This window comes from Gottfriedia sp. NPDC057991, from assembly GCF_042886615.1.
In the GTDB taxonomy this organism is placed as follows: domain Bacteria; phylum Bacillota; class Bacilli; order Bacillales; family Bacillaceae_G; genus Gottfriedia.
The window spans coordinates 1-17,897 of record NZ_JBHVQN010000015.1 but is presented as its reverse complement, the minus strand read 5'-3'; the positions used below and the strand labels follow the sequence as shown (position 1 = coordinate 17,897).

The following is a 17,897-nucleotide window of genomic DNA, read 5'->3' as shown; positions in this document are numbered from 1 at the left end:
GTCACACCCGTTCCCATACCGAACACGGCAGTTAAGCTCTTTTGCGTCGATGGTAGTTGGGGGTTTCCCCCTGTGAGAGTAGAACGTCGCCTGGTTTGGATTTTTTATGGAAATAAATTATTTCCACATTATCGCGGGGTGGAGCAGTCTGGTAGCTCGTCGGGCTCATAACCCGAAGGTCGCAGGTTCAAATCCTGTCCCCGCAACCAATATGGTCCCGTGGTGTAGCGGTTAACATGCCTGCCTGTCACGCAGGAGATCGCCGGTTCGATCCCGGTCGGGACCGCCATACATACGATTCTTAAAACGAAACAAAAAATTGTTTCGTTTTTTTTATTATTTTTGAAATGAGTAACATATAATTAGACCTTATTTGTAAGATTATTACTTTTAACTATTATAAATGTTTTAGACAGAAGCAGACACAAGTAAAGACTGCTCAACTCAACCTTAATTGGGAAACGTGGCAAGGTAGAAATCACAAGGAGCTTATGCGACAAGAAGACACTGGTACGACCTGCGAAAAGAGAGAAGTAACAAAATAGACGAATACAACCTAAATATAAATTTCAATAATTAATTTTAACTATTCAAAAGAATATTACTGTTTGACATCCGCTTAATGTTTTGAAATGATATAATATGGCAAAGTTAGAAATAGACGAGTTAGAATTTTGGTGGTGAAGTAATTGGAAATTGTTTTACATACAAATACTGAGGAAGAAACTCAAGAAATTGCATTTTTTCTCGGGCAACTAGTGCAACAAAAAGATGTAATATTATTAGAAGGAGACCTTGGTGCTGGAAAGACAACCTTTACAAAAGGATTTGCTAAAGGTCTTGATGTAAAAAGAACGGTTAATAGCCCAACTTTTAATATTATTAAAGAGTATAAAGGGAGAATTCCTCTATATCACATGGATGTTTATCGTTTAGAAGGTAGTAGTGAAGATTTAGGCTTTGATGAGTATTTTATGGGTGAAGGTGTTTGTGTTGTAGAATGGGCTCATTTAATTTCAGATTACTTACCAAATGAATTCTTAAAAATCATAATAACTCATGAAGAAAATGGTAGAATGATTACTTTTATTCCAAGTGGATCTAGGTATGAATTTATTTGTAAGGAGTTAATAAACAATGACCGTTTTAGCAATTGATACATCGACAAATGTTATGGGGATTAGTCTAATAAAAGATCAATCAGTTATTGGAGAAACGATAACATTTATTAATAAAAACCATTCTGTACGATTAATGCCAGCAATTAGTACTTTAATGGAAGAATGCAATATAAAACCAAAAGAACTATCTAAAATAGTAGTTGCAAAAGGGCCAGGCTCTTATACTGGTGTACGTATTGGTGTCACTGTGGCTAAATCATTAGCTTTCACTTTAAATATTCCAATTATCGGTGTATCAAGTTTGAAGGTATTGGCTGCTAACGGGCGATATTTTAATGGATTAGTTTGCCCATTATTTGACGCAAGACGTAATTTATTATTTACAGGTCTTTATGATTTTAGAGGGCAGGTTACTAATGATGTATTAGAAGACTGCAATATTGACCGAGGTATCTGGATAGAAAAGCTTAAATCTTATAATGAACAAATCTTATTTATTGGTAATGATGTATCAATACATAAAGAGTTTATTATTGAGCATTTAAAGGATAAAGCTGTCTTTGCAAAAGAAAGTTTGAATAACCAGAGACCAAGTGAGCTGTTTACTTGTAGCTTAGAAGAAAAAGAAGAATCAGTTCATAATTTTGTACCAGAATATTTAAGATTATCAGAAGCAGAAGCTAATTGGCTAGCAAGCCAAGAAAAGTAGGAGGATATCATGATCTCATCGGTTGCTTTTCGTAAAATGGAAGAAGAAGATTTAGATCAAATAGTAGAAATTGAAAATCAATCATTCCCAACACCCTGGACATATGACGCTTTTTATAATGAATTATATTCAAATCAATTTGCCAATTATATAGTGGCTGAAGTTGACGAGAAAATAATTGGCTATTGTGGATTATGGGTGGTCATTGACGAGGGACATATTACAAATATAGCTATTTTGCCAGATTATAGGGGAGTAGGTCTTGGTGAAAAGTTACTTCGAGCGGTAATGGAAACTGCTAAAAATCTTGGAGCTGATACATTAACATTAGAAGTAAGGGTATCGAATCATGTAGCAAAAGGACTGTATCGAAAGCTAGGATTCCAAGATGGTGGTATTCGAAAAAGCTATTATACAGATAATTTTGAGGATGCATTAGTTATGTGGGTGAATTTGAAATGATAAATGAAAATTGTTTAATTCTTGCTATTGAGACAAGCTGCGATGAAACATCAGCAGCAGTTGTTAAAAATGGAAATGAAATTTTAAGTAACGTAGTAGCTACTCAGATAGATATTCATAAACGTTTTGGTGGAGTTGTACCTGAAGTTGCATCACGATTACATGTTGAGCAAATAACTTTGGTAATTGAAGAAGCAATGAAGCAAGCGCAGGTAGAATATGAAGATCTAGCTGCCGTTGCTGTTACAGAAGGTCCAGGACTTGTAGGAGCGTTACTAATTGGGGTAAATGCGGCAAAAGCAATTGCATTTGCACAGGGTTTACCGCTTATAGGAGTTCACCACATTGCTGGTCATATTTATGCTAATCAACTAGTACAGCCCCTGCAATATCCGCTATTAGCCTTAGTAGTTTCTGGTGGACATACGGAGCTTGTCTACATGAAGGAAGATGGCATTTTTGAGGTTATAGGTGAAACAAGGGATGATGCAGCAGGAGAAGCTTATGATAAGGTCGCTAGAACACTTAAATTACCTTATCCAGGTGGTCCTCACATTGATCGTCTAGCGCAAGAAGGAACTGCAACTATTCCTTTTCCTAGAGCATGGTTAGAAGAGGGTAGCTATGATTTTAGTTTTAGTGGATTAAAGTCAGCAGTTATTAACTATATGCATAATGCTGAGCAAAGAGGCGAGGAAGTATCACCAGCTGATGTCGCAGCAAGCTTCCAAGAGAGTGTAATTGAAGTAATTGTTTCAAAAACAATACAAGCTTCAAAAGAATATGAAGTTAAACAAGTTTTATTAGCCGGCGGAGTAGCAGCTAATAAAGGGTTGAGAGCTACATTACAAAAAGAGATGAATGCTTTGAGTAATATAGAATTAGTTATACCACCACTATCACTTTGTACTGATAATGCTGCTATGATTGGCGCTGCTGCATTTATCCGTTTAAAACAAAGGAAACTAGGTAATTTGGCATTAAACGGGAATCCAGGCTTGGATTTAGAGAATATGTAAGAGGTACTTATTCACAATTTTTTTATGAAATGTGGATAAGTACTTTTTATTTGTTAAAAACTTATTAAACTATGTGCACAAAAATGTGAATAACATTGCTGTATTTCTGTGGATAATGTGTATAAACCTGTGTAAAAGCTAAATTATAATTGAAAATATGTGGATAAATATGTAGATAAGAAAAAACGGATAGCAAAAAGCATATCCGTTTAGTCAATTATTCTTGTAAGTTCTCCCATTCTTCCATTAGGTCTATTAACTTAGCTTCTAAATCATTTTTCTTATTTGTTAATTCCTGTACTAATTGAAAATCACCGTAAACTTCTGGCTTACATAATTCTAGTTCGATCGTCTCTATATCAAGCTCAGATTGAGATATATTACTTTCAATTTCCTCTATACGGCGCTGAGTTTGGCGGAGCTTTTTCTTTAATTCTTTGTCTTGTTGATAATCAGAAACTGGCTGAGAGGATTGTTTAACTTGAGTTAATGTAGCTTCTTTTTCTGCTTGTTCTTTTTCAAATGCTTCGTTTTTCTTAAATTGGTAATAGTCATAATCACCCAAATAAATTGATAATCCTGCTTTTGCTAGTTCAAAAGTTTTTGTGGATAATCTGTTCATAAAGTAACGATCATGAGAAACAAATAAAATTGTTCCAGGGTAATCTAATAAAGCATTTTCTAACACTTCTTTACTATCTAAATCTAAGTGGTTAGTAGGCTCATCAAGAATTAGGAAATTAGCTTTTTTCATCATAAGTTTAGCCAAAGCTAATCTTGCCTTTTCTCCACCACTTAAAGAAGTAACAATTTTTGTCACATCATCTCCAGAAAATAAAAAGTTCCCTAATATTGTTCGAATTTCTTGTTCGGCCTTTAATGGATAATCATCCCAAAGTTCTTCTAATACTCTCTTATTAGAAGTTAGTTTTGCTTGCTCTTGATCGTAGTAGCCTACCGAAACATTTGCACCGAAATCAATCGTTCCCTGTAATTTTTCTAAATCTCCAATAATCGTTTTAAGTAATGTCGATTTACCAACACCATTTGGACCGACTAATGCGACACTATCGCCTCGATTCAATACGAATTTCATTGGCTGATCAATTGTTGGGATACGATCATAGCCAATAAATAAATCTTGTACAGACAACACATCATTACCGCTTTGTTTTTCAATTGTAAATGAAAAATTAGCTGAAGACTCGTCTCCAAGTGGCCGGTCTAATCGTACCATTCGATCTAATTGTTTCCTTCGACTTTGCGCTCTTTTTGTAGTTGAAGCACGTGCAATATTACGCTGCACAAAATCTTCAAGTTTAGAGATTTCCTCTTGTTGTTTTTCGAACTGCTTTAGCTCTTGGTCATATTGAGCTGCCTTTAGATCAAGGTACTTACTATAATTACCAACAAATCGTTGATGCTTATGATTAGATATTTCATAAACAATATTAACAACTTGATCAAGGAAATATCGATCGTGGGAAACGATTAATACTGCACCAGGATATGACTGTAAGTAACGCTCTAACCAACTAAGAGTGTCGATATCCAAATGGTTAGTAGGCTCATCCAGAATTAACAAATCAGGCTTCGTCAATAATAGCTTACCTAATGCCAGTCTTGTCTTTTGTCCACCGCTTAACGAAGAAATTTTTGTTTCGTAGTCTTCATTACTAAAACCTAGACCACTAATAATTGAACGAATATCTGCTTCAAACTGGTAACCACCGTTTTCTTTGAATGTATATTGAAGATGATCATATTCATTCATAACCTTGTCATAAACCGCTTGGTTAGAATAGACATCCTCCCTAGTCATTTTAACTTCTAATTTTCTCATATTGTCTTGCATCTCTACTAAATGATTGAAAACAGTATAATATTCTTGCCATATCGTTTGATCGCTTTGTAAACCAGAGTTTTGGGCTAGGTAGCCTACAGTAACATCTTTAGGTTTATTTATTTCACCGCCATCATAGGATATTTCACCTGCTATGATTTTCAGTAATGTAGATTTTCCAGCACCATTACGTCCAACAATGGCAACTCGATCACTCGTTTGAACTTCTAATTTTATATTTGAAAGTATAATGTCACTACCAAAATACTTTGAGACATTATTTACTTGTAAAAGAATCATGGATAGCACCTCATTGCAAAATTTTTTATCTATGTAACTGTAGACTGTCAAAATTCTTAAATATAGTGTATATTTTACATTAGAACAAGTACTTTATTACTAAAATAAAGTCAAATTACACACCATAGTAAAAAGAATTACAGTAAGTGGGGGATTAAAAAATGGATTCGGAACAAATTAAAATTCCACAAGCTACTGCTAAACGTCTACCTTTATATTACCGTTTTATAAAGAATTTGTCTTTATCAGGTAAACAAAGAGTTTCTTCAGCAGAGTTAAGTGAAGCAGTAAAGGTAGATTCCGCTACAATCAGAAGAGATTTTTCTTATTTTGGAGCACTTGGTAAAAAGGGTTATGGCTATAACGTAAATTATTTATTAACTTTTTTCTCGAAAGCGCTTAACCAACATGAAGTTATGAAAGTTGCATTAATTGGTGTTGGTAATTTAGGAACTGCATTCTTACACTATAATTTTATAAAAAATAATAATACAAAAATTGAGATGGCCTTTGATATTGATCCAAATAAAATTGGTACTGAAATAGGTGGAGTACCCGTTTATAATCTAGATAATCTAGAGGATGTTATGAATGAAGATATTCAAATCGTTATATTAACTGTTCCTGCACCTGTGGCACAATCAATAGCTGATCGATTAAATGGAAAAAATATTAGAGGAATCTTAAATTTCACACCTGCTCGAATTAGCGTACCAGAACATATTCGCATTCATCATATAGACCTAGCAGTTGAACTACAAACATTGGCATATTTTTTACAACAATAAATTTATATTAAAATAAAAACCCCCAAAAGATTGGGGGTTTTTAATGTAAATTGATCTGCTGAAAAACTACAAAAGAGTTCATTAACATATGTGTTAAGATTGGAACCATAATTGAGTTTGTTCGTTTATATAGGTAACAAAATACAAAACCGATTAGAAAGTAAGATAAAAAGAAGGGCAAGTCTCCGTGCATAAGCGAAAAAATCGCTGAACTAATCCCAGCAGAAATAATAAATGGTAAACGATTATAAAGCCTTTTAAAAATGATTCGACGAAAAATAATCTCTTCTAAAATTGGTGCAACTAGACTTGGGATGATAATAAAAGCCGGGTTAAGCTTAGCAATGTTTATGATATTCTGAGTATTTTCTGAGCCCTTATGTAAATTAAATACATAAATTAAAATTAAATTACAAACAATTTGAGTTAGCATGGTTATGAAGTAACCTAAAATAACCCAATTTATTATTGTACGATAATTAGTTTTTAGATTCTTTATTCCTTCATAAATGGGCTTATGTAATAAGATAAGTATAATAATTAATCCGGTTACGAAACTAATACAACCCCATAATGCCACCGCTTCAAGAGAAGCTGTTTTCTGATCCACTCCAACGTATAAGTTACTTTTTAATAAATAGGGCACCCCAAAAACCGCTGAATACTGAAGAACGACATACGTTAATAAAATCCATAAATCTCTAGTTTTCAATACGATAGCTCCTTTGTGTTGATATTTTTCATAACCCAAAGGTTTATAACAACACGTACATTATTTTACTCGTTTCTCTTGTTTCTTAAAAGAAATTTTCACTTTTTATTTTACTTTTGATTGTAAAGAAAAAAACTTATTAAATTTCGACAAGAAAAGTGCCTGCTTCGGGCTTGCAAAATTTTTTGATATTATTTAAACTAATAATTGTGTTAGCACTCAATATACATGAGTGCTAAAAAATAATGATTTGATTATTGAGGAGGTATTACGCATGTTAAAGCCATTAGGTGATCGTGTTGTAATTGAGCTTGTTGAGTCTGAAGAAAAAACTGCTAGTGGTATCGTGTTACCAGGTAGTGCACAAGAAAAGCCACAAGAAGGCAAAGTTGTTGCAGTAGGTACTGGCCGAGTACTTGAAAATGGTGAGCGCGTTGCTTTAGAAGTATCTGTAGGTGACCGCATTATCTTCTCTAAATATTCAGGAACAGAAGTTAAGTACGGTGGTACTGAATACTTAGTACTTCGCGAAAACGATATACTTGCAATCATAGGTTAATAAAATAAAGATACTTAAATTAAAAAATATAGTTTTTATATTATAAGGAGGTCATTTTCATGGCAAAGGACATTAGATTTGGTGAAGAAGCACGTCGAGCAATGTTACGTGGTGTAGACGCTTTAGCTGATGCTGTAAAAGTAACTTTAGGACCAAAAGGACGTAACGTAGTTCTTGAGAAAAAATTCGGTTCTCCATTAATCACAAATGATGGTGTTACAATCGCTAAAGAAATCGAATTAGAAGATGCATTTGAAAATATGGGTGCAAAATTAGTTGCAGAAGTTGCTAGCAAAACGAATGATGTTGCTGGGGACGGTACAACAACTGCGACAGTTTTAGCGCAAGCTATGATTCGTGAAGGTCTTAAAAACGTAACTGCTGGTGCAAACCCAATGGGTATCCGTAAAGGTATCGAAAAAGCAGTTGCTGTAGCAATCGAAGAATTAAAAACAATCTCAAAACCAATTGAAGGTAAAGAGTCAATCGCACAAGTTGCTGCAATTTCTTCAGCGGATCCAGAAGTTGGACAATTAATTGCTGAAGCAATGGAGCGCGTTGGTAACGATGGAGTTATCACTCTTGAAGAATCAAAAGGTTTCACAACTGAGTTAGAAGTAGTAGAAGGTATGCAATTTGACCGTGGATACTCTTCTCCATACATGGTTACAAATTCAGAGAAAATGGTTGCTGAATTAGAAAACCCATATATTTTAATCACAGATAAAAAAGTAACAAACATTCAAGAAATCTTACCAGTACTTGAGCAAGTTGTTCAACAAGGTAAACCACTATTAATCATTGCTGAGGATGTTGAAGGTGAAGCACAAGCAACAATCATCGTAAATAAATTACGTGGTACTTTCAATGCAGTTACTGTTAAAGCTCCTGGCTTCGGTGACCGTCGTAAAGCAATGTTAGAAGATATCGCAATCTTAACTGGCGGTGAAGTGATTACAGAAGAATTAGGATTAGATCTTAAAACAACTAACATCACTCAATTAGGTCGTGCTTCAAAAGTTGTAGTAACAAAAGAAAACACTACAATCGTTGAAGGTGCTGGTGAAACTGAAGCAATCCAAAGACGTATCGGCGTAATCCGTGCTCAATTAGAAGAAACTACTTCTGAATTTGATCGCGAAAAATTACAAGAGCGTTTAGCTAAATTAGCTGGTGGTGTAGCAGTAATTAAAGTTGGTGCTGCAACTGAAACTGAATTAAAAGAGCGTAAATTACGTATTGAAGATGCATTAAACTCTACACGTGCTGCAGTTGAAGAAGGTATTGTAGCTGGTGGTGGTACTGCATTAATGAGCGTATATAATAAAGTAGCTGCAATCGAAGCAGAAGGTGACATAGCAACAGGCATCAATATCGTATTACGTGCACTTGAATCTCCAGTTCGTCAAATCGCTACAAATGCTGGTCTAGAAGGATCAGTAATTATTGAGAAATTAAAAAGTGCGGAAGTTGGCGTTGGTTTCAATGCTGCTAACGGACAATGGGTAAACATGATCGAAGAAGGGATCGTTGACCCAACTAAAGTTACACGTTCTGCACTTCAAAACGCAGCATCTGTTTCAGCAATGTTCTTAACAACTGAAGCAGTAGTAGCTGACATCCCTGAGAAAAATGCTCCATCAATGCCTGACATGGGTATGGGCGGCATGGGCGGCATGATGTAATAAAGAAAAAACCCTTGAGAAATCAAGGGTTTTTTTTCGTCTAAAATCTTAAAAACTTAATCAAAATAGACCTGGTCTTGTAAAAAATGTAAGTAATTAAAAGCCAATTTAATTCGTGATTCTGTATTTACGTTTTCTAATGAAAGTTTTTTATTACCTTCTTACTTAACAAATTTAATAATTTCTGAATATATTAAGTAAAGGACAAGCTATAAAGAAATTAGGGGATATGGATAAACGAAATAAAAGAATTACAGGAAAAAATAGCAGAAATTAAAGAACGATTGGCAGTAGCAGAGAGTACTATTGTAAAGGTTGAAGAAAAAATTGAGAGAATTGAAAGTAATACAAGTTGGACTGTACGATTAATTATTGGTGCAATTATTTATGCAGTTATAAGAATCATTCTAAAAGGTGCCATTTAAGAGTTTTATTACAAAAGACACTACTTTTATTAGACTTCATTTCACAGTAATATCGCTAGCAAAGATAGTGAAATAAAGTAAAAAACCTGGGAATTTTTTAGGTTTTTTATTTTTATGATTCGATTATTTACTATTGGAGTAGTCGATAATGAGAATAACTAAACTAATCCTTTTAAACTGGTAATAGAATGGAGAAATTGGTTTAAATAAGTCTCAGGCTTTATTGACTATAGATCGTTTAACTATGTATAGTAAATTTGATAAAAGCAGAAAACCTATGATGCGATATTACGAATAGATCAAATAATTTTTTAAGGATGATTTAGATGAATTTTGGTTTATATAGAGGATGCCTTTTTGGTCTCTTATTTTCTATACCATTTTGGTTGATCATATTATGGCTTATATTTAGATAGAAAATAAAAAACCCCTTCATGTAAGTAAAAAGCTACTAATACTTTCTACATTAAAGGGGAGATCAGTATTTTAAAGAAGGTATTTTTTAAACGATAAAGTCATGGAATATAGGTTCAATTAATTCTCCACTATTTAATTGACCTCTACTTTTTATCACACATTGAACTAATGGCTCTACATAAATATAATTTTTATCTTCTCCAGTTTTTATATGCTTGGTTAGACTAAAAAAAGCTGTTTTTTGTCCAGTATTCATCCCGAACTCTACTATCCCTACATTTACATACTCACCATTTTTTAATTCCGAGATTAATAATCCCATTCCTTGTTTTTTATAGCCAGTTATATAGTAATTACTATATCTCCAGTTAATAATTTTTAACCAATTTAGTGATCGATGTGCTGGTATATAAGTAGAATCTTTTGATTTAGCTACTATACCTTCGAGTCCAAGAGTTTTAATTTCCTCAAAAAACATCTTACCTTCCGACTCGATATAAAAACTTTTTTTAATCGATTCTTGATCAACTAGAGTTTCTGATAGAATCTTTTTTCGATAAGATAAAGGTTCTTTCATTAAGTTATTATTTTTAAGACGTAAAATATCAAAAACGATATATGTTAATGGAAATTGTTTGCTTCCTTGTAATATTTTGTATTCTTGAATAAAACTTACTCGATTGGTAACCGCTTCAAAATCCTCTCGGCCTTCATTATAACAAACTAAAACACCGTCTAAGTAACAATCATCTAAGTCGATATTTTCGAGTTCAGGGATTCTCTCCGTAATCTCGGTACCATTTCGATTAAAAAGTTTATTCTTTCCATTTTGCCTTTCAAGCATCATTCGAACACCATTTGATTTCAATTCATAATAATGTTGATCAGAGTCAAATGGTTTATCAGCATTCTGTAATAGCATTGGCTCAATAAACATTTTTCATTTCGCTATCATGATTGTTGCTTTTCAACATAATCAAGATTCCTTTCTTTTTCATTTGAAATATATAAATAACCTAAATATTTTTGTTTTCTTATATAGCAATAATTCAATCTATTTTTTGTCTTCCACTTGTTAATGTACTTTTATTTCTTATGTATTTCAAGTCATAACTCGTCTAATTTCACAATAAGATAAATTATCTTCTTATGAAAAGTGGTGTTATGAAATGGGGAGGAAAAATAATTTCAAAATTACTGAACCGATGTTGAACGAGTACTATGATTTGAGTCAAAAAAAGAAGGATATTGAAAATCAGTTAGAAGAATTACAAAAGATTTTTCATGGATACTTTGATCATCAAGTTGGAATGAATGAAAAAGGTGAGCTAATTATTAATAATTTAAAACTTGAACGAATCATAAGAAAAAAAGAGAAATTTAATGAGGAGAAGACAATAAATAAATTAGAAGAACTAAAGCTAACTGATTTAATACAAATTGTAAGAAAACCAGATGGAGATAAAATTAGGTCTGCTATTAATTTGGGGTTGTTAAAAGAGAAGGATTTAGATGGCTGTATATCTGTTAATTCAGCACAAGCAATTTATGTTAAACCACTAAAAAAGTAAGTAGTATCATTTTTATTTCAACATTCTGGAGAGTATCTAATACTCTCTTTTTTATATGTAACGAATTTTATCTTTCAGAATACTGTATTAATATACATGTCCAAGTATTCGAAAGAAGTTTGTTTAGACATGCCAATATTGAAAAGGAGTGCTAATTTTGGCAACTTGGAGAAATGATTTTATTTCGATGAACAAGTATACGAGGCCGTCAATAAAATTGAAAGAAGTTAAAAAAATTGTGCTACACTGGACAGCCAATCCGGGGGCAAGTGCACAAAGTCACCAAAGGTATTTTAACGGAATAGCGATAAGAAATAAAACATATGCATCTGCTCATATATTTGTTGATTCGAAAGAGGCAATCTGTATTATTCCACTTGATGAAGTAGCTTATCATGCAAATGATCATTATGAAAGAAATAGTAATGGTGGTGTATACAGAGGAGTGGATGAACTCGCTCCGAATGCAAATAAGCTTTCAATCGGTGTTGAAATGTGTGTCGAAAAGGATGGTACTATTTCACAATATACAATAACACGTACTATCAGAGTAATTACTGAATTGTGTAAGATGTTTAAATTAAATGCAAATGACATTGTAAGACATTATGACATAACACATAAGCCATGTCCGAAAACCTTCATAGACTACCCCGATCAATTTAACGAGTTTAAAGCACAAGTGAACGCGATCTTAAATCCCCCGAAAACCCATACAGATTCAATTCCATACCCTAGTATTTTAAAGGAAGGATCAAGAGGTGAATCTGTAAAAAAGGTTCAACAAAAACTTAATGTAACGTCAGATGGAATTTTTGGACCAGTTACTGAAAATGCAGTTAAAAAATTTCAAGCAAGTAATGGACTAGTTGTCGATGGAATTGTAGGAAAAAACACTTGGGGCAAGCTGTTTTAAAAGACGATATCACATAATTTCTAAAGAAAAAATCCCTATTTCTTTTTCGAATAGGGATTTTTTTAATGAGGTGAGATGAGTTTTAAACCAACAACAGATCCAATTACTAACGTGATAAATAACAGTCTCTTCCATTCACGTGATTCATTAAAGAACAACATACCGATTAAAACAGAACCAGCGGCGCCTATACCAGTCCAGATTGTATAACCTGTTCCGACAGGTATAACCTTTAAGGCCTTTGATAATAAGTAAAAACTAGTCCACCCAGATAGAATACACAAAATGGAGTAGTTAAGTTTTTTAAAATTATTTGATAGCTTCATAAAAATGACAAAGCCAACTTCACCCAAACCCGCAATAAATAAAAATAACCAAGCCATTTTATGCTGCATCTCCTTTTTCTGCTTTTTTATCACCTGAAGTTAATTTTAAGCCAATAATTCCAGATAATAATGTAATTACCAGAATAACTTTTAATATAGAGGCTGATTCATTTAAAAATAGCATTCCTATAATAACTGTCCCAGCGGCTCCGATTCCTGTGAACACTGCGTAGGCGGTACCTATTGGAATTTCTCTTATTGCTTTTGAAAATAAATAAAAGCTGAACAAGATCCCAGCTATCGTTAAAATTGTTGGCAACAAATTTGTAAACCCTTCTGAGTATTTTAGTCCAAATGCCCAAGCAATTTCGGAAATTCCCGCTATAACTAAGTAAATCCAGCTCATAATAAATCTCTCCCCTATAGCAGACTAAATAAATGATTTTGTTTCGGTGAACTACCTACCGTTCGTTAGTTAAAAGATACACTATAATCTTATTCATGACAAGTTGGAACGTTTACACAAAAATTTATTTTTTTTATGCAATGAAATACCTTGACCGAAAAATTATACATTGTTAGAATGAGACAATAATACAATATTCGTCATTATTCTTCATATATCCTCGACAATATGGGTCGAGAGTCTCTACCGGGGCGCCGTAACATGCCCTGACTATGAAGGCAGTCTGACTTTGTTTAATTTAAGTCTGATTTTCTGCCTTCTTATACGTATTTTTTCGTATGTAAAAAGAGGAGAAAGTCGGCTTTTTTTATTTTTTTTGGGAAAAATAGTATCAGTTTAACTGATACGTTAATTCAATATATATAGATGGGGTGACCGTTTTGCAACAACATGACACAATTGTAGTACTAGATTTTGGAAGTCAATATAACCAACTTATAGCACGACGTATCCGTGAGTTTGGCGTTTATAGTGAATTACGTCCTCATACAATAACTGCAGAGGAAATTAAGCAAATGGGCGCTAAAGGGATCGTTTTCTCTGGCGGACCAAATAGCGTATATGGTGAAAATGCTTTTTTCTGTGATGAAGCAATTTTTGATTTAGAAATTCCAATCTTAGGTATTTGTTACGGAATGCAGTTAATGACGCAACATTTTGGTGGAACGGTAGCAAGAGCTGACCAACGTGAATATGGTAAAGCTGAATTAAATATTCAAAATCCGTCTGCTTTATTAAAAGGCCTACCATCAGACCATGTAGTTTGGATGAGCCATGGTGATAAAGTAATTCAACAACCAGAAGGATTCGTTGTAGATGCAACTAGTGCTTCTTGCCCAATTGCAGCAATGAGTAACGAAGCTAAAAAAATGTATGGTGTACAATTCCATCCAGAAGTTCGTCACTCTGAATACGGAAATGATCTATTAAAGAACTTCGTATTCAATATTTGCGAATGTGAATCAAACTGGTCAATGAAAAACTACATTGAAGTTCAACTTGAAAATATTCGTAATACTGTTGGCGACAAAAAAGTACTATGTGCACTTAGTGGTGGTGTTGATTCTTCAGTAGTTGCAGTATTAATTCACGAAGCAATTGGTGATCAATTAACATGTATCTTCGTTGACCATGGTTTATTACGTAAAGATGAAGCTGAAGGCGTTATGAAGACGTTTAGCGAAGGCTTCAACATGAACGTAATTAAAGTAGATGCTAGAGAGCGCTTCTTAAGTAAACTTGCTGGCGTTTCTGATCCAGAAGAAAAACGTAAAATTATCGGTAATGAATTCATCTATGTGTTTGATGATGAGGCAGCTAATTTAGAAGGTATGGATTTCTTAGCTCAAGGAACTCTTTATACAGATATTATCGAGAGCGGTACGGCTACAGCTCAAACAATCAAATCACATCATAATGTAGGTGGATTACCTGAAGACATGCAATTCACGTTAATCGAGCCTTTAAATACATTATTTAAAGACGAAGTTCGTGCAGTTGGAACTGAACTAGGAATTCCAGATGCAATCGTTTGGAGACAACCGTTCCCAGGACCAGGTCTAGGAATTCGTGTATTAGGCGAAATTACTGATCAAAAACTTGAAATCGTTCGTGAATCAGATGCAATTTTACGTGAAGAAATTGCTTTAGCTGGTTTAGATAAAGAAATTTGGCAATATTTCACGGTATTACCTGACATCCGTAGTGTTGGTGTAATGGGTGATGAACGTACGTATGATTACACTGTAGGTATTCGTGCAGTTACGTCTATCGATGGAATGACTGCTGACTGGGCACGTATTGATTGGGATGTACTTCAAAAAATTTCAACTCGTATTGTAAACGAAGTTAAACATGTAAACCGTATAGTTTATGATGTAACTAGTAAGCCACCTGCAACGATTGAGTGGGAATAATAAGATTCAGCCATAAACCCTTGTTTTAGGGTTTATGGCTATTTTTATTTTAAATTGACAGCGATTTGACTCCATCTTGTAACAAATAGACGGAACTTATTATCGTATTCTGTGATAATTTTCTATTGTAGTTGCAGAGTAGCAGAAGGGGATCTAATTGATCTATACTAGGGAGGGATGGAAATTGCATAAATTTTTAGAAATATGGATTTGTATCCCTAGGTTAGTAAAACAAACTTTTTTATCAAGTATTATACTCATATTTGTAGTGTATTAGGAAGTAAGAGAGTAATTCAATTATTTTATAATATAAATTTACTATAGATAGTCGTAATAATTATTAGTTTTGTAATTGCATCGTTATTGTATATGTTCTTAAAAGACGAAAAGAAAACAAAATAAATATTAAAAATAGTAAATATAGCTAAATCTCTTCTTTAGTAAGGGGTATGGTTTTTTTTGTTGAAACTTGTCATTAATTGACCAGTTATAGTACAATAGTTATTAGAATTTACTGTTAATTAAACGTTTTATTTGACTAAAATGTGTATTTCCAAATGATGAAGTTTAATTTAATAACTAAAATATGGTAAAAGCGAACGAAAGTGGATATTTTATAAAAAATGTTCGCTTTTTTTGTTGACACTAATTAAAACTGAATGTAATATAAGGATATAAATTAAATAAATTATTTGTCATAACTTGTCGTATAGGCTAGTAAATATGGACTAGCGTCTCTACCCGCCACCGTAAAATGGCGGACTACGAAGTAATGATTTCTGAATGTTATTAACCTACTATTTTGCTATTATTCTACTACTCTAGGGTTAATAAGCTCAGAATGAAACTGCTCGTGATAGGCGCTTTTACCATTGTGTAAAAGTGCCTTTTCTATTTTAAACAATAGAGACCGACTTTTAAGACTAAAACTTAGGAGGATCACATGAAAGAACGTATCAGTAATTATTTTGAGTTCAACAAGTTAGGCACATCATATCGTCAAGAAACAATTGCTGGTTTAACTACATTCTTAGCAATGGCTTATATTCTATTTGTAAATCCATCGATTTTATCATTATCAGATATAAAGGATTTTCCAGAAGCTTTAAGAATGAATAAAGAGGCAATCTTTGTAGCTACATCTTTAGCTGCAGCATATGGATCAATTTTAATGGGTATTTATGCGAAATATCCAATTGCTTTAGCACCAGGTATGGGATTAAATGCATTTTTTGCTTTTAACGTAGTTCTTGGAATGGGTATTCCTTGGCAAACGGCATTAGCTGGCGTATTCGTATCAGGTATCATCTTTATCATTCTTTCATTAACTGGTCTTCGTGAACAAATTATAAATGCAATCCCAATTGAATTAAAATTAGCAATTGGTAGCGGTATTGGATTCTTTGTTACATTTGTCGGTTTAAAAAACTCAGGTATTATCGTAAGTAACCCGGCGACATTCGTTTCACTTGGTAAATTAAATGAACCAGCTGTTTTATTAACGATTTTTGGTTTAGTTATTACAGTAGTTTTAATGGCAAGAAAAGTAAAAGCTGGTGTATTTTTAGGAATGATCATCACAGCAATCGTAGGTATGATTTTTGGAATTATCGACTTACCATCTTCAGTTGTTGGTCCAGTACCAAGTATTGCTCCAACATTCGGTCAAGCAATTAAACATATTCCAGATGTTTTCTCTTCAGGTAAAATGTTTGCTGTAGTATTAACTTTCTTTATTGTAGATTTCTTTGATGCAACTGGAACATTAGTAGCGGTAGCTAACCAAGCTGGTTTATTAAAAGAGAACAAGCTTGAAAGAGCAGGTAAAGCATTAATGGTTGATGCAACAGCTGTAGTAGTTGGTTCAACTTTAGGTACAAGTACTACTACCTCTTATATTGAGTCAACTGCTGGTGTAGCTGCGGGTGGACGCACTGGATTCTCTGCAGTAGTTACTGGTATCTTATTCTTACTAGCATTATTCTTTGCACCACTTTTAGGGGTTGTAACTGCAGCGGTAACTTCACCTGCTTTAATTGTAGTCGGAGTTTTAATGGTTTCATCAATTGGTCAAATTGACTGGAAAAAGTTCGAAATTGCTGTTCCAGCATTCTTTACAATTATTGCAATGCCATTAACATATAGTATTGCAACAGGTATTGCGGTTGGTTTCATTTTCTATCCAATTTCAATGATTGCTGCTGGAAAAGCGAAAAAAATCCATCCAGTAATGTATATATTGTTTGTAGTCTTCCTATTATTCCTAGCATTTTTTAGAGACTAGGTAAATAAATAGAACGTTAAAAACCAGCCACCATAATTAGGAGGCTGGTTTTATTTTTATCTAATAGATAGAAGTAATGTGGATATACCACTTCATCTTAATAATTCTGAATAGTAGTATTTTTATTTTAGTATTGTAATTAATTCAAATAGCTGATATATTATTCTATGTTGTCCCAAACGAGGGAAAACAAACGAAATAAAAAATCAAAAAACATTTAAAAAGTTGTTGACTAAAACAAGCTTTAAATGATATGATTTATAAGTCGCTTCTGAAGCGGCGAAAAATGAACTTTGAAAACTAAACAAAACATGAAGTAAACGTCAATTATTAGTTTTTTGAGCAATACAAGATTTAAACTTAACTTTTATGGAGAGT

Annotated in this window: 17 protein-coding genes, 2 tRNA genes, 1 rRNA gene and 2 riboswitches; of the genes, 15 read left to right on the top strand and 5 right to left on the bottom strand. The window is 33.4% G+C overall.

Annotated elements, in window-relative coordinates; genetic code table 11:
- From rrf to tsaD, 7 genes are all read left to right on the top strand, one after another.
- Window positions 1–95, top strand: a 5S ribosomal RNA gene (gene rrf / locus ACFVR2_RS24980); the annotation flags it as partial.
- A 37-nt stretch (window positions 96–132) separates the two neighbouring features.
- Window positions 133–209 (top strand) — tRNA-Met (locus ACFVR2_RS24975).
- A gap of 4 nt (window positions 210–213) precedes the next feature.
- Window positions 214–289: transfer RNA gene (locus tag ACFVR2_RS24970), tRNA-Asp, on the top strand.
- Window positions 290–689: 400 nt separating this feature from the next.
- Window positions 690–1,157: a tRNA (adenosine(37)-N6)-threonylcarbamoyltransferase complex ATPase subunit type 1 TsaE gene (tsaE, locus tag ACFVR2_RS24965; protein ID WP_056470004.1), complete on the top strand. Its 468-nt coding sequence runs from the start codon at window positions 690–692 to the stop codon at window positions 1,155–1,157.
- The gene (gene tsaB / locus ACFVR2_RS24960) at window positions 1,138–1,830 is read left to right on the top strand and encodes a tRNA (adenosine(37)-N6)-threonylcarbamoyltransferase complex dimerization subunit type 1 TsaB (protein ID WP_387368167.1); all 693 of its coding nucleotides are present in this window, start codon (window positions 1,138–1,140) and stop codon (window positions 1,828–1,830) included. The genes tsaE and tsaB overlap by 20 nt, the downstream gene beginning before the upstream one ends.
- Before the next feature lie 9 nt (window positions 1,831–1,839).
- Window positions 1,840–2,292: a ribosomal protein S18-alanine N-acetyltransferase gene (gene rimI, locus ACFVR2_RS24955; protein ID WP_387368164.1), complete on the top strand. Its 453-nt coding sequence runs from the start codon at window positions 1,840–1,842 to the stop codon at window positions 2,290–2,292.
- Window positions 2,289–3,311, top strand: a complete 1,023-nt coding sequence (tsaD, locus tag ACFVR2_RS24950; protein ID WP_387368160.1) for a tRNA (adenosine(37)-N6)-threonylcarbamoyltransferase complex transferase subunit TsaD — start codon at window positions 2,289–2,291, stop codon at window positions 3,309–3,311. The genes rimI and tsaD overlap by 4 nt, the downstream gene beginning before the upstream one ends.
- A 217-nt stretch (window positions 3,312–3,528) precedes the next feature.
- Here the strand turns inward: tsaD and ACFVR2_RS24945 are convergent, their stop codons facing one another.
- Window positions 3,529–5,454 (bottom strand): ABC-F family ATP-binding cassette domain-containing protein, encoded by a 1,926-nt coding sequence (locus ACFVR2_RS24945; RefSeq protein ID WP_387368157.1) that lies wholly within the window; start codon window positions 5,452–5,454, stop codon window positions 3,529–3,531.
- Between the two features lie 161 nt (window positions 5,455–5,615).
- Here ACFVR2_RS24945 and ACFVR2_RS24940 point away from each other — a divergent pair, with 161 nt between their 5' ends.
- Window positions 5,616–6,242 (top strand): redox-sensing transcriptional repressor Rex, encoded by a 627-nt coding sequence (locus ACFVR2_RS24940; protein WP_056470016.1) that lies wholly within the window; start codon window positions 5,616–5,618, stop codon window positions 6,240–6,242.
- 40 nt (window positions 6,243–6,282) lie between these two features.
- Here the strand turns inward: ACFVR2_RS24940 and ACFVR2_RS24935 are convergent, their stop codons facing one another.
- The gene (locus ACFVR2_RS24935) at window positions 6,283–6,954 is read right to left on the bottom strand and encodes a CPBP family intramembrane glutamic endopeptidase (protein WP_387368154.1); all 672 of its coding nucleotides are present in this window, start codon (window positions 6,952–6,954) and stop codon (window positions 6,283–6,285) included.
- 274 nt (window positions 6,955–7,228) lie between these two features.
- Between ACFVR2_RS24935 and groES the strand changes: the two genes are divergently transcribed.
- From groES to ACFVR2_RS24920, 3 genes are all read left to right on the top strand, one after another.
- Window positions 7,229–7,513 (top strand): co-chaperone GroES, encoded by a 285-nt coding sequence (gene groES / locus ACFVR2_RS24930; RefSeq protein ID WP_025672094.1) that lies wholly within the window; start codon window positions 7,229–7,231, stop codon window positions 7,511–7,513.
- A gap of 59 nt (window positions 7,514–7,572) precedes the next feature.
- Complete coding sequence (gene groL, locus ACFVR2_RS24925; protein ID WP_387368151.1) at window positions 7,573–9,198, top strand: chaperonin GroEL; 1,626 nt, start codon at window positions 7,573–7,575, stop codon at window positions 9,196–9,198.
- 227 nt (window positions 9,199–9,425) lie between these two features.
- Window positions 9,426–9,623 (top strand): hemolysin XhlA family protein, encoded by a 198-nt coding sequence (locus ACFVR2_RS24920; protein WP_387368173.1) that lies wholly within the window; start codon window positions 9,426–9,428, stop codon window positions 9,621–9,623.
- A 502-nt stretch (window positions 9,624–10,125) separates the two neighbouring features.
- Here the strand turns inward: ACFVR2_RS24920 and ACFVR2_RS24915 are convergent.
- The gene (locus ACFVR2_RS24915; protein WP_387368148.1) at window positions 10,126–10,977 is read right to left on the bottom strand and encodes an ATP-dependent DNA ligase; all 852 of its coding nucleotides are present in this window, start codon (window positions 10,975–10,977) and stop codon (window positions 10,126–10,128) included.
- A 232-nt stretch (window positions 10,978–11,209) separates the two neighbouring features.
- On the opposite strand from ACFVR2_RS24915, the gene ACFVR2_RS24910 reads away from it, so the two are divergent.
- Together ACFVR2_RS24910 and ACFVR2_RS24905 are read left to right on the top strand one after the other, a co-directional pair.
- On the top strand, window positions 11,210–11,611 hold the full coding sequence (locus tag ACFVR2_RS24910) for a hypothetical protein (protein WP_387368145.1): 402 nt from the start codon (window positions 11,210–11,212) through the stop codon (window positions 11,609–11,611).
- A 157-nt stretch (window positions 11,612–11,768) separates the two neighbouring features.
- Complete coding sequence (locus ACFVR2_RS24905; RefSeq protein ID WP_387368142.1) at window positions 11,769–12,527, top strand: peptidoglycan recognition protein family protein; 759 nt, start codon at window positions 11,769–11,771, stop codon at window positions 12,525–12,527.
- Window positions 12,528–12,589: 62 nt separating this feature from the next.
- Here ACFVR2_RS24905 and ACFVR2_RS24900 read toward each other — a convergent pair whose 3' ends face one another.
- Complete coding sequence (locus ACFVR2_RS24900) at window positions 12,590–12,910, bottom strand: DMT family transporter (RefSeq protein ID WP_387368139.1); 321 nt, start codon at window positions 12,908–12,910, stop codon at window positions 12,590–12,592.
- A 1-nt stretch (window position 12,911) separates the two neighbouring features.
- Window positions 12,912–13,259, bottom strand: coding sequence for a DMT family transporter (locus ACFVR2_RS24895; RefSeq protein WP_387368136.1), 348 nt, complete (start codon window positions 13,257–13,259; stop codon window positions 12,912–12,914).
- Window positions 13,260–13,449: 190 nt separating this feature from the next.
- Window positions 13,450–13,552: riboswitch (purine riboswitch) on the top strand.
- Window positions 13,553–13,699: 147 nt separating this feature from the next.
- Between ACFVR2_RS24895 and guaA the strand changes: the two genes are divergently transcribed.
- Both guaA and ACFVR2_RS24885 read left to right on the top strand, forming a co-directional pair.
- Window positions 13,700–15,235 carry a glutamine-hydrolyzing GMP synthase gene (guaA, locus tag ACFVR2_RS24890; RefSeq protein ID WP_387368133.1) on the top strand — a complete coding sequence of 512 codons (1,536 nt, stop codon included), beginning with the start codon at window positions 13,700–13,702 and terminating at the stop codon, window positions 15,233–15,235.
- Window positions 15,236–15,920: 685 nt separating this feature from the next.
- Window positions 15,921–16,020: riboswitch (purine riboswitch) on the top strand.
- Between the two features lie 170 nt (window positions 16,021–16,190).
- Complete coding sequence (locus tag ACFVR2_RS24885) at window positions 16,191–17,519, top strand: NCS2 family permease (protein WP_387368170.1); 1,329 nt, start codon at window positions 16,191–16,193, stop codon at window positions 17,517–17,519.
- Window positions 17,520–17,897: the final 378 nt, after the last annotated feature.

What these genes read in the sequence shown, in the direction of transcription:
- groES (WP_025672094.1), top strand. Translation starts at nt 7,229, where the DNA reads ATGTTAAAGCCATTAGGTGATCGTGTTGTAATTGAGCTTGTTGAGTCT.
- ACFVR2_RS24915 (WP_387368148.1), bottom strand. Translation starts at nt 10,977, where the DNA reads ATGTTTATTGAGCCAATGCTATTACAGAATGCTGATAAACCATTTGAC.
- tsaB (WP_387368167.1), top strand. Translation starts at nt 1,138, where the DNA reads ATGACCGTTTTAGCAATTGATACATCGACAAATGTTATGGGGATTAGT.
- ACFVR2_RS24895 (WP_387368136.1), bottom strand. Translation starts at nt 13,259, where the DNA reads ATGAGCTGGATTTACTTAGTTATAGCGGGAATTTCCGAAATTGCTTGG.
- groL (WP_387368151.1), top strand. Translation starts at nt 7,573, where the DNA reads ATGGCAAAGGACATTAGATTTGGTGAAGAAGCACGTCGAGCAATGTTA.
- tsaD (WP_387368160.1), top strand. Translation starts at nt 2,289, where the DNA reads ATGATAAATGAAAATTGTTTAATTCTTGCTATTGAGACAAGCTGCGAT.
- rimI (WP_387368164.1), top strand. Translation starts at nt 1,840, where the DNA reads ATGATCTCATCGGTTGCTTTTCGTAAAATGGAAGAAGAAGATTTAGAT.
- ACFVR2_RS24910 (WP_387368145.1), top strand. Translation starts at nt 11,210, where the DNA reads ATGGGGAGGAAAAATAATTTCAAAATTACTGAACCGATGTTGAACGAG.
- ACFVR2_RS24945 (WP_387368157.1), bottom strand. Translation starts at nt 5,454, where the DNA reads ATGATTCTTTTACAAGTAAATAATGTCTCAAAGTATTTTGGTAGTGAC.
- ACFVR2_RS24900 (WP_387368139.1), bottom strand. Translation starts at nt 12,910, where the DNA reads ATGGCTTGGTTATTTTTATTTATTGCGGGTTTGGGTGAAGTTGGCTTT.
- ACFVR2_RS24940 (WP_056470016.1), top strand. Translation starts at nt 5,616, where the DNA reads ATGGATTCGGAACAAATTAAAATTCCACAAGCTACTGCTAAACGTCTA.